The organism is Enterobacter sp. EC_64, from assembly GCF_019584165.1.
Classification (GTDB): Bacteria; Pseudomonadota; Gammaproteobacteria; order Enterobacterales; family Enterobacteriaceae; genus Enterobacter; species Enterobacter roggenkampii.
Window position 1 is genome coordinate 33,562 of the sequence record NZ_VDAS01000010.1, and the last position, 11,954, is coordinate 45,515.

Genomic DNA, 11,954 nt, shown 5'->3' on the forward strand with positions numbered 1-11,954 from the left:
ACGGAGTGAACTATGTCCCGTAAAGAGCTCGCCAATGCCATCCGCGCCCTCAGCATGGATGCCGTGCAGAAAGCCAATTCTGGCCATCCCGGCGCACCGATGGGCATGGCCGATATTGCCGAAGTGCTGTGGAACGACTTCCTGAAGCACAACCCTAACGATCCCACCTGGTACGACCGTGACCGCTTTATTCTCTCCAACGGCCACGCCTCGATGCTGCTCTACAGCCTGCTGCACCTGTCCGGTTACGATCTGCCGCTTGAGGAGCTGAAAAACTTCCGCCAGCTGCACTCCAAAACCCCGGGGCACCCGGAGATTGGCTATACGCCGGGCGTGGAAACCACCACCGGGCCGCTCGGTCAGGGGCTGGCCAATGCGGTCGGGCTGGCGATTGCCGAGCGTACGCTGGCGGCACAGTTCAACCAGCCGGACCACGAGATTGTCGATCACTACACCTACGTGTTTATGGGTGACGGCTGCCTGATGGAGGGGATTTCCCATGAGGTCTGCTCCCTGGCGGGCACCCTGGGGCTCGGCAAGCTGATTGGCTTCTACGATCACAACGGCATCTCCATCGACGGGGAAACCGAGGGCTGGTTCACCGACGACACGGCAAAACGCTTCGAGGCCTACCACTGGCACGTGGTGCACGAGATCGACGGCCACGATCCTGAGGCGGTGAAAAAAGCGATTCAGGAAGCGCAGAGCGTGAAGGACAAACCGTCCCTGATTATCTGCCGCACGGTTATCGGCTTCGGCTCACCGAACAAGGCGGGCAAAGAAGAGGCGCACGGCGCGGCGCTGGGTGACGAAGAAGTGGCGCTGACCCGGCAGAAGCTGGGCTGGAAATACCCGCCGTTTGAGATCCCGAAAGAGATCTACCGGGCGTGGGATGCCCGTGAAGACGGTGAGAAAGCCCAGCAGGCCTGGAACGAGAAGTTTGCCGCCTACAAAAAAGCGTACCCGGAGCTGGCCGCCGAGTTTTCCCGGCGCATGAGCGGCGGTCTGCCGGAGGACTGGGACGATAAAACCCAGGCGCTGATTGAAAACCTGCAGTCTAACCCGGCAAAAATCGCCACCCGTAAGGCGTCGCAAAACACCCTGAATGCGATTGGCCCTCTCCTTCCTGAGCTGCTGGGCGGCTCGGCGGACCTGGCACCGAGTAACCTGACCATCTGGTCGGGCTCGAAATCGCTGAAGGAGGATATTGCCGGGAACTATATCCACTACGGCGTGCGCGAGTTCGGGATGACCGCGATCGCCAACGGCATCGCCCACCACGGCGGCTTCGTACCCTACACCGCCACCTTCCTGATGTTCGTCGAGTACGCCCGTAACGCGGCGCGCATGGCAGCGCTGATGAAGGCGCGGCAGATTATGGTCTATACCCACGACTCCATCGGTCTGGGAGAAGACGGCCCCACCCACCAGGCGGTGGAACAGCTGGCGAGCCTGCGTTTAACGCCCAACTTCAGCACCTGGCGCCCGTGCGATCAGGTCGAAGCGGCGGTGGGCTGGAAGCTGGCGGTAGAACGCCATAACGGCCCGACGGCGCTGATCCTGTCACGCCAGAACCTGACGCAGATTGAGCGCACGCCGGAGCAGGTGAAAAACATAGCCCGCGGGGGCTATATCCTGAAAGACAGCGGCGGCAAGCCGGACGTGATCCTGATTGCGACCGGTTCCGAGGTGGAAATCACGGTGAAAGCGGCGGAAAAACTGACCGCCGAAGGCCACGCGGTGCGCGTGGTGTCCCTGCCCTCAACGGATATCTTTGACGCCCAGGACGAGGCGTACCGGGAATCGGTGCTGCCCTCTAACGTCGCGGCGCGCGTGGCGGTGGAGGCCGGTATTGCCGACTACTGGTACAAGTATGTCGGGCTCAAAGGGGCGATTGTTGGGATGCGGGGCTACGGTGAGTCCGCCCCTGCCGATAAGCTGTTCCCGTACTTCGGTTTTACCGTTGAGAACGTGGTGGAGAAGGCGCTGAGCGTGCTGTAGTGCGGCCTGCGTTGCCGGGTGGCGCTATCGCTTACCCGGCCTACGGCCCGGTTTTTTGTAGGCCGGGTAAGGCGAAGCCGCCACCCGGCACATTGCCACAGACCGCAAGATTCGTAGGCCGGGTAAACAACTGCGCCACCCGGCAAAAAGCTATCGCGTGATCCACAGCGTGGGCCAGGCGTCTGGCCCATTCCAGTTATCACAGCTGGGTTCCTCGGCATAGCGCACCAGGCGGAAACGCTGGCCGTCAAACCGCCAGCGCGTCTGGATCCCACAATCCCCCATACCGCGCCCCAGCGAGAGCGTGGTCAGCTCACGCGTCTTTTCATCAAAGCTGGCGTTCATCAACTCGATTTCGCTGCTGTCGCTTGACGGCGTAAACGGCAGACGCAGCCTCACGCTGCGGGCAGAGAACGGTTTTTTACGTGACACCAGCCACGCCAGATCGACCGTGTTATAGGCCCCCGCCTCGCAGCTGACGATCAGCAGCGCTTTGTCATCGGTTAACGCGGTGACGCGCACTTCGCGACGGTTAGGATCCAGCGAACACTGGCTGCTGTTCATCCTGCCGGTACCATAATCCAGCAGATCGTTCAGTTCAGCGTGGGAAAGCGGTGTTGGGGTAGGATTAACGATCGCCACCTTTTTCAGGGCAGGTGCGGGCGGCACGCTTAACGGCGGATCGTCACCTTTCTTGATCCACGCGGTTTCGCTGCCAACGCGCTTTTGCTGGGCATCAATGAACAGCAGCGCGGCTTTCAGACCGGCCAGTGAAATCACCTGCTTACCGCCTCGCAGAGTCAGGGCTTTTCCTTCCTGGATGTTTTTCAGAAAGGCGGTGATGGTGGCCGCATCGTCCGTTTTCAGATGCCAGGGGGTGAGCTGCCAGCGCTGTTTGTCGAGCTTCAGGGGAACATTATCCAGCAGCAGCCGCGGGGCAATATCCGGCTCTTTCACGGAGGGAGTATCAAGACCGCCGAGATCGATACGCAGCGTGGCATCCGTTTTTGCCCCGGCGCTCCGGGTGAGCGTCATGACCAGACCGCGGTGTTCGCCCGTGTTGCGGGCAAGGCAAAAGTTCTGGTTATTGCAGGTCACCTGCCAGTCAGAGAAGGCTTGCTGCGCGGGTGCAGCCCGCACCTGCGGCGCGAGGAGCACACAAAACAGGGAAAATAAAAAGACGCTGTAGCGCATGAATGACACAATCCCGGAACGAAAACGCATAACAGGGCAGTATCTTCGTGTTCCCGCCGGGGTTGCTCAATCGGATTTATCAGATATACCTGAAAAACAGGCTATATCCGTTCGAAAGGGGTGTTCATCAGCCCGGTTGTCTGTAAATACTGCAGCAATATCACCGCTTTACCATCCCTGATTTCGCCTGAACGCACCATCTCCAGAGCTCGGGCAAAAGGAAGCTCCAGCACGTCGATATCTTCATCCTCTACGCCACCGCCCCGGTGCGTGCGCTGTGCGTCGCTGTATTCAGCAATGAAGAAATGGACAATTTCCGTCACGCCGCCCGGGGACATGTACAGCTCGAAGACCTTTTTGACCTCGCCCACTTCAAAGCCGGTCTCTTCGACGGCCTCTTTGCGGATGCAGACTTCCGGCTCATCGTCATCGAGCAGGCCCGCGCAGGTTTCAATCAGACGTCCGTCAGGATTGCCATTGACCCATGTTGCCACCCTGAACTGACGGATCAGCACCACGCTCTGCTTTTCACGGTTATAGAGCAGGATGGTTGCTCCGTTACCACGGTCATAGACCTCGCGCTTGTGGCGGATCACTTCACCGTTGTTACGTGTAAGATCATAGGTGATGTTACGCAGGACAAAGTAGTTTTCAGAGAGAATTTTGTCTTTGATAACGTCAATTTTCAGGGTCATACGGGCTCCACGGCACAATGAGTCGTCCTATACTACGCCGTGAATCCCGCTTTGTCGTCCGCCGGATTAATGATGTTGTGGTACATCCACTCCCAGCCAGTCGAGTATCCCCTGCGCGGCATGACGCCCTTCCGCCATCGCGGTGACGACCAGATCCGCGCCGCGTACCGCATCGCCCCCGGCGAAGATCTGCGGGTTGGTTGTCTGATAACGGTAGCGGCTCTCGACCGAGGCCACGATCCGCCCCCAGTCGTCCGTTTCAACCCCCTGCGCCTGCAGCCACGGCATCGCGTGCGGATTAAAGCCAAACGCCATGATGACTGCATCCGCGGCCACCACAAACTCGCTGCCCGCCACCGGAACGGGCCGACGACGCCCCTGCGCATCCGGCTCACCGAGCGCGGTACGCAGCATCCGGATACCGTTGACCTTACCGTTCGGATCCAGCGTCAGCTCAACCGGCTGGACGTTAAACTCAAATGACGCCCCCTCTTCTCTGGCGTTCTGCACCTCTTTCTTCGAGCCCGGCATGTTGGCCTCATCCCGACGATAGGCGCAGGTGACCGTCGCCGCGCCGTGACGTAACGCCGTGCGGACGCAGTCCATCGCGGTATCGCCTCCACCCAGCACCACTACGTTCAGGCCACGGGTGTCGATGAACGGCTCGCTGGCCGTCGCCTCCAGCCCCATAACATGCCGCGTGTTGCCCACCAGGAAAGGCAGCGCGTCGTAGACCCCTGGCGCATCCTCGTTCGGGATACCCGCTTTCATCGAACGATAGGTACCCACGCCAATAAACAGGGCGTCGTAATCGCTCTTGAGCTGCGACATCGACACGTCCTGGCCCACCTCGCAGTTCAGCTCGAAGCGGATCCCCATCGCGGTAAAGATCTCTCTGCGCCGGGCGAGCAGCGATTTATCGAGCTTAAATGCCGGGATGCCAAAGGTCAGCAAACCGCCGATCTCCGGATGCCGGTCATAGACCGTCACGCTCACGCCGCGGCGCGCCAGCACGTCGGCGCACGCCAGCCCGGCGGGCCCCGCGCCGACAATCGCGACACGTTTACCTGACGGCGTGACGGCGGACAAATCCGGCCGCCAGCCCATCGCCAGCGCCCGATCGAAGATGTAGCGCTCGATGTTGCCTATCGTCACGGCCCCCGCCGCGTCACGAAGCGTGCAGGCTCCCTCGCATAGCCGGTCCTGCGGGCAGACGCGACCGGTAATTTCAGGTAAACAGTTGGTCTGATGAGAAAGCTCGGCCGCGCCGGTGATATCCCCCGCGTTGAGGCGCTCAATCCACTGCGGGATGTGGTTGTGCAGCGGGCAGGTCCATTCGCAAATGCTGTGCTCTCCGCACTTCAGGCAGCGCGACACCTCGCGGGCGGCCTGTTCGGCCCGGAACGGCAGGTAAATTTCGTTAAAATGGCCCACGCGCTCTGCGCCAGCCAGCTTGTCGGGCTCGCCGCGGGGCGGGGTCGTTTGCATCTGCTGCAGTTTAGTACGCGGCGCGTCCACGCTGACGGCCTCGGCACCATGCCAGGGCTGCGCCTCCAGGCAGGCCGTGCGCTGTCGGCGCGATTTCGCCAGGTTTTCCAGCGCGGCAGGCGTCGCCAGGGTGAGGACATCCGCCGGGCAATTTTCGATACAGGCCGGGCCGTGTGGACGCGTCAGACAGAGATCGCATTTATTCGCCGAGGCCTTCACGCTGCCATTGTCGAGCGGAGTGACGATAATCTCCATCGTGCCAAACGGGCAGGCCACCGCGCAGGCCTTACAGCCGATGCATTTTTGTTGATTCACCTGTACGCTGTCATCGCATTTGCTGATGGCGCCGTTCGGGCAGCTTTGCGCGCAGGGTGCATTTTCGCAATGATGACAGGTCACGGGGTGGCTCTTCTCGCCGGATCTCAGGACCGTGATACGGGGATGAAAATGGCGCTCGCTCAGGGCATGCTGCTCACCGTTGTGCGCCATCACGCAGGCGACTTCGCAGGCGCGACACCCAATGCACTGCTGGCTGTTAGCCATAATAAAACGATTCATAACCACACCTGTTTTTGGTTCAATAACCTTTCTCTTTATAAGAGTATGGTATTTACGCATCACGGTGCGTTCGGGCAATGTTCAAATGCCTGAAACGCCCAATTATTTCCAGTGAACCTGTGGCAGATCAATTTTATTCAGAGAGCCGTTCTGTGACCGTTAAACGACCCGTTTCCGGAAGCCTTGCCTGGGCTTTCTTTTCGATCATTGCCCTATCCGTACTCAGCAGCACCGTCGCGTTGCTGACGCTGGCCAGCAGCCAGCGCGATGCCGAAGCCATCAACATCGCTGGCTCACTGCGCATGCAGAGCTATCGTCTGGGCTACGAGATGCAGCGAAACAGCCCGTCCCTTGCGACACATCGCGAGAGCTGGCAACAGACGCTCGGTGCGCCTGCCCTGCAGAAGCTGAACCGCTGGTACGTCCCGGACAATGTGAAAGCACGCTATCAGCAGCTGCATGTGGCCTGGCAGGAGATGGATGCGCATATCGCCCGCGGCGACAGCGCGTGGTACCAACGCAATATTGAGGATTTTGTCGGCCGCATTGATGCCTTTGTGCTCGCCCTCCAGCACTACACCGAACATAAAATTCAGACGGTCACCCTGCTCTCGCTGGCTGGCGCACTCGGGATCCTGCTGCTGACGCTGTTTACCCTGCGACGCATCCGTCGCCAGGTGGTGCTTCCGCTAAACAACCTGGTGGCGGCCAGCGAACGCATTGAGCGCGGCGAGTTTGCCACCCCTGCGCCGGATAGCGCCCTGCCGAACGAGCTGGGGCAGCTTTCGCGCGCCTTTAACCACATGTCGGCCGAGCTCGATACGCTTTACCGTTCGCTCGAGGCCTCGGTTGCGGAAAAGACGCGGCACCTGCACGAAGCCCACCAGCAGCTCGACATGCTGTTTAAGTGCTCGCAGGCGCTCAATACCGGCCAGATAGACAGCCACTGTTTCCGGCATATCCTGCAGATTGTCCATGACTATACGCAGATGAATTATCTGGAACTGCGCACCAGCGACGACTGGCGGCTATGCGAAGGGACGGAGGCTGAGGGTATCCCTCTGCAAAACCTGCCGGTACTGATGCAGGACACGCTCTACGGCGAGCTGCGCTGGCAAAGCGAGGCGGACAGCGTCCCCCTTCCGCTGATGAGAAGCGTGGCGACCATGCTCGGGCGCGGGCTGTACTTTAACCAGGCGCAAAAGCATTACCAGCAGCTGCTGCTGATGGAAGAGCGCGCCACTATTGCCCGCGAGCTGCACGATTCGCTGGCGCAGGTGCTGTCGTATCTGCGCATTCAGCTTGCGCTGCTCAAACGCGCCGTGCCGGAAGAAAATACCCAAGCGCAGGCCATTATCACCGACTTCTCCCGCGAGCTGAACAACGCCTGGCAGCAGCTTCGCGAGCTGCTGACCACCTTCCGCCTGACGCTGAACCACGCGAATTTACCCGCGGCGCTGCAGGAGTCACTCGATGCCCTGCAGAGCCAGACGCAGGCGAAACTGCATCTCGACTGCCGCCTCTCCTCGCTGGCGCTTGACGCGCAAAAGCAGGTGCACCTGTTACAGATCGTGCGTGAGGCGGTGTTGAACGCCATTAAGCACGCGGAGGCCAGCGAGATCACCGTGAGCTGCGTGACCGCAGCGGACGGTACGCACAGCGTCAGCATTCGGGACAACGGCATCGGGATTGGCGAAGCCAGCGAGCCGCCGGGACATTACGGGCTGAACATTATGCGCGAACGCGCGCAACGGCTTGGAGGAGTGCTGCACTTCTCGCAGCCGCAAAACGGCGGCACGCTGGTCAGCGTGACGTTTCCGGCGCCCACGCCGTTAACGGGTAAATAACGGTAAAGAGGGAAGCGCAGGGAAAAGCGCATGATAATTTACACTATCTCCTTTATTTCTCCACGTTTGACCTGGGCCTTACCGCTAAAGTTATGCGGGCAATAAACAATAATGACGTGCAGCAAAACGAGGTCACACTTTCATGGCGAATTTTTTCATCGATCGCCCCATTTTTGCCTGGGTGCTTGCCATCCTGTTGTGTCTGACAGGTGTCCTGGCGATTACTTCACTTCCCGTTGAGCAATACCCCGACCTGGCACCGCCGAACGTGCGCGTCACCGCAAACTACCCCGGCGCATCGGCACAGACGCTGGAAAATACCGTGACGCAGGTTATCGAGCAGAACATGACGGGTCTGGATAACCTGATGTACATGTCCTCGCAAAGCAGCGCCACGGGACAGGCGACGGTCACCCTGAGCTTTAAGGCGGGCACCGACCCGGACGAAGCGGTGCAGCAGGTCCAAAATCAGCTGCAGTCGGCGATGCGCAAGCTGCCCCAGGCGGTGCAAAACCAGGGCGTGACCGTGCGTAAAACCGGCGATACCAACATATTGACCATCGCGTTTGTCTCGACAGATGGCTCGATGGATAAACAGGACATCGCGGACTACGTCGCCAGTAATATTCAGGATCCCATCAGCCGTATCAACGGCGTCGGGGATATCGACGCCTACGGCTCACAGTACTCCATGCGTATCTGGCTCGATCCCAACAAGCTGAACAGCTACCAGATGACGGCAACCGACGTGACGGATGCCATTAAAGCCCAGAACGCCCAGATTGCCGTGGGGCAACTGGGGGGAACGCCTTCCGTTGATAAGCAAGCCCTGAACGCCACCATTAATTCGCAATCCCTGCTGCAGACGCCGGACCAGTTCCGCAATATCACCCTGCGCGTGAATCAGGACGGGTCGGAAGTGCGTCTGGGCGATGTCGCCACGGTGGAAATGGGGGCGGAGAAATACGACTACCTGAGCCGCTTTAACGGCAATCAGGCCTCCGGTCTGGGGATTAAACTGGCCTCCGGCGCGAACGAAATGGCGACGGCAAAACTGGTGTTAGATCGTCTGGACGAGCTTTCGCAGTATTTCCCGCACGGGCTGGAGTACAAAGTCGCCTATGAAACCACCTCCTTCGTTAAAGCCTCCATTGAGGACGTGGTGAAGACCCTGCTGGAAGCCATCGCGCTGGTGTTCCTGGTCATGTACCTGTTCCTGCAAAACTTCCGCGCGACGCTGATCCCCACCATTGCCGTCCCCGTGGTGCTGCTGGGGACCTTTGCGGTGCTTTACGCGTTCGGGTACAGCATTAATACCCTGACGATGTTTGCGATGGTGCTGGCGATCGGCCTTCTGGTGGATGATGCCATCGTGGTGGTTGAAAACGTCGAGCGCATCATGAGCGAAGAAGGGCTCTCTCCGCGCCAGGCGACGCGCAAGTCCATGGGGCAAATTCAGGGGGCGCTGGTCGGGATTGCGATGGTGCTGTCGGCCGTCTTTATCCCGATGGCCTTCTTTGGCGGCACCACCGGGGCGATTTACCGCCAGTTCTCGATCACCATCGTCTCGGCGATGGTGCTCTCCGTGCTGGTCGCGCTGATCCTCACCCCCGCGCTGTGCGCCACCATTCTGAAACCGCTGCACAAAGGGGAGCATCACGGGCAGAAAGGGTTCTTCGGCTGGTTTAACCGGATGTTCAACCGCAACGCCGCGCGCTATGAATCTGCCGTGGGTCGCGTACTGCACCGCAGCCTGCGCTGGATGATGATTTACGTTGTGCTGCTGGGCGGGATGGTGTGGCTGTTCCTGCACCTGCCCACCTCGTTCCTGCCGATGGAAGACCGGGGGATGTTCACCACCTCGGTGCAGCTTCCGAGCGGCGCAACGCAGCAGCAGACGCTAAAAGTGGTGCAGAAAGTGGAGCAGTACTTCTTCACCAAAGAGAAAGATAACGTTGTCTCGGTCTTCTCCACCGTCGGTTCCGGCCCGGGCGGAAACGGGCAGAACGTTGCCCGCATGTTTGTCCGCCTGAAGGACTGGGACGAGCGCGATACCCGGACGGGCACCTCGTTTGCCATCATTGAACGTGCGACAAAAGCCTTTGCGCACATCAAAGAGGCGCGCGTCTTTGCCAGCAGCCCACCGGCGATAAGCGGCCTGGGCAGTTCAGCCGGGTTTGATATGGAGCTGCAGGATCACGCCGGGGCGGGCCACACGGCGCTGATGGCGGCACGCGATAAGCTGCTAGCGCTGGCAGGCAACGATCCCGGCCTGACCCGCGTTCGCCATAACGGCCTCGACGACAGCCCGCAGCTTCAGGTGGATATCGATCAGCGTAAGGCGCAGGCGCTGGGTGTGTCGATCAACGATATCAACGACACCCTGCAAACGGCATGGGGGTCGAGCTATGTGAATGACTTTATGGATCGCGGCCGCGTGAAAAAAGTGTATGTCCAGTCCGCCGCGCCGTTCCGCATGCTGCCGGATGATATTAACCGCTGGTTTGTCAGAAATAATGCTGGCGGCATGGTGCCGTTCTCTGCCTTTGCGACTTCGCACTGGGAGAGCGGATCGCCACGCCTGGAACGCTATAACGGCTATTCTGCGGTTGAAATCGTCGGGGAAGCCGCGCCGGGCGTCAGCACCGGTACCGCCATGGACACCATGGAAAAACTGGTGCAACAGCTGCCCGCCGGTTTTGGTCTCGAGTGGACGGCCATGTCTTACCAGGAGCGTCTCTCCGGGGCGCAGGCCCCCGCCCTTTACGCGCTCTCTCTGCTGGTGGTCTTCCTCTGCCTTGCCGCCCTGTATGAGAGCTGGTCGGTCCCGTTCTCGGTCATGCTGGTCGTGCCCCTTGGGGTTATCGGTGCGCTGCTCGCAACGTGGATGCGCGGCCTGGAGAACGATGTCTACTTCCAGGTAGGCCTGCTCACCGTCATTGGGCTGTCGGCGAAAAACGCCATTCTGATCGTTGAGTTTGCTAACGAGATGAATGCCAAAGGCCACGAGCTGATGGCCGCCACGCTGCACGCCTGCCGTCAGCGCCTGCGTCCGATCCTGATGACCTCGCTGGCGTTTATTTTTGGTGTACTGCCGATGGCGACCAGCACCGGTGCAGGTTCCAGCAGCCAGCATGCCGTCGGCACGGGGGTGATGGGCGGCATGATTTCGGCCACCATCCTGGCCATTTACTTCGTTCCGCTGTTCTTTGTGCTGGTGCGTCGCCGCTTCCCGCTAAAGGAACGTCCTGAGTAAGTGGTTGAAATAAAAAAAGGCGGCTTTATCGGCCGCCTTTTTACTGTGTGATTAATTCACACTATGGTTATTTTACTTATTTTAGTGCTCTTGCAATTCTTACTGAATGTCATTTACGAAGCATGCCTTCGATAAAATCTTTCCAGTTCCCCAGTTCACGTTCAATCATAACAACCTCTCTTATTATTATGCGCATTCTACAAAAACGTACCATCATTGTGAAGACTATTTAACCAGTTGCTGTGATTGTACCCTACGTCCTGCGGGGATTTATGATAAATATGAACGGAGAGCCCTCAATTTTTTGTGACGGCCAGCAATATTTTGAAATAACCCTACGAACGGGTGAGTTTTATTTTATTGGCTGAGTTTATTGGATTTTTAAAGTTAATGGACATCTATGCTTAAATGATGAAAGAATATTCAGCGTACAGTTGTGAGTCGATTTAAGAAGACGTATTAATCCAGACAATTCCTGAATGTGTTATATTCCACTTAAGGATATATCTTCGAATTTACTGAACATTTAATTATCAGAACATCAAAAGGATTCACCATGGTTGTGATGTACGGCATTAAAAATTGCGACACCATCAAAAAAGCCCGCCGCTGGCTGGACGCTAACAGCGTGGAGTACCGCTTCCACGATTACCGTGCCGACGGGCTCGATGCAGAATTTCTGCATAGCGCTATTCGCGAACTGGGTTGGGAAGCCCTGCTGAACACCCGCGGCACCACCTGGCGTAAACTGGACGACTCTCTGCGCGCCAGCATCACCGATGCCGACAGCGCGGCAAAACTGATGCTCGAGATGCCGGCAATTATCAAACGCCCATTGCTCTGCGCGCCAGGGCAGCCTATGCTGCTGGGTTTCAGTGAAACCCTTTATTCCGACTTTTTTCGTTGAGGTGTAGT

General features: G+C 58.8%; 8 protein-coding genes. 4 read left to right on the top strand and 4 right to left on the bottom strand.

Annotation, left to right across the window (positions count from 1 at the left end):
• Positions 1-12: 12 nt before the first annotated feature.
• Positions 13-2,001: a transketolase gene (tkt, locus tag FHC52_RS10115; RefSeq protein ID WP_126289274.1), complete on the top strand. Its 1,989-nt coding sequence runs from the start codon at positions 13-15 to the stop codon at positions 1,999-2,001.
• 150 nt (positions 2,002-2,151) lie between these two features.
• On the opposite strand, the gene FHC52_RS10120 is transcribed toward tkt, so the two are convergent.
• The 3 genes from FHC52_RS10120 to aegA form a co-directional block, all read right to left on the bottom strand.
• Positions 2,152-3,195: a DUF1176 domain-containing protein gene (locus FHC52_RS10120; protein ID WP_008501620.1), complete on the bottom strand. Its 1,044-nt coding sequence runs from the start codon at positions 3,193-3,195 to the stop codon at positions 2,152-2,154.
• 101 nt (positions 3,196-3,296) lie between these two features.
• Positions 3,297-3,890 carry a GDP-mannose pyrophosphatase NudK gene (nudK, locus tag FHC52_RS10125; protein ID WP_025912781.1) on the bottom strand — a complete coding sequence of 198 codons (594 nt, stop codon included), beginning with the start codon at positions 3,888-3,890 and terminating at the stop codon, positions 3,297-3,299.
• A 66-nt stretch (positions 3,891-3,956) separates the two neighbouring features.
• The gene (aegA, locus tag FHC52_RS10130) at positions 3,957-5,936 is read right to left on the bottom strand and encodes a formate-dependent uric acid utilization protein AegA (RefSeq protein WP_126289276.1); all 1,980 of its coding nucleotides are present in this window, start codon (positions 5,934-5,936) and stop codon (positions 3,957-3,959) included.
• 152 nt (positions 5,937-6,088) lie between these two features.
• Between aegA and narQ the strand changes: the two genes are divergently transcribed.
• Positions 6,089-7,783, top strand: a complete 1,695-nt coding sequence (narQ, locus tag FHC52_RS10135) for a nitrate/nitrite two-component system sensor histidine kinase NarQ (RefSeq protein ID WP_032655580.1) — start codon at positions 6,089-6,091, stop codon at positions 7,781-7,783.
• Positions 7,784-7,925: 142 nt separating this feature from the next.
• The gene (gene acrD, locus FHC52_RS10140; RefSeq protein WP_045351578.1) at positions 7,926-11,039 is read left to right on the top strand and encodes a multidrug efflux RND transporter permease AcrD; all 3,114 of its coding nucleotides are present in this window, start codon (positions 7,926-7,928) and stop codon (positions 11,037-11,039) included.
• A 109-nt stretch (positions 11,040-11,148) separates the two neighbouring features.
• Here the strand turns inward: acrD and ypfM are convergent, their stop codons facing one another.
• Positions 11,149-11,208, bottom strand: coding sequence for a protein YpfM (gene ypfM, locus FHC52_RS10145; RefSeq protein ID WP_015572204.1), 60 nt, complete (start codon positions 11,206-11,208; stop codon positions 11,149-11,151).
• Positions 11,209-11,595: 387 nt separating this feature from the next.
• Here ypfM and FHC52_RS10150 point away from each other — a divergent pair, with 387 nt between their 5' ends.
• Complete coding sequence (locus tag FHC52_RS10150) at positions 11,596-11,946, top strand: ArsC family reductase (protein ID WP_008501625.1); 351 nt, start codon at positions 11,596-11,598, stop codon at positions 11,944-11,946.
• Positions 11,947-11,954 lie beyond the last annotated feature (8 nt).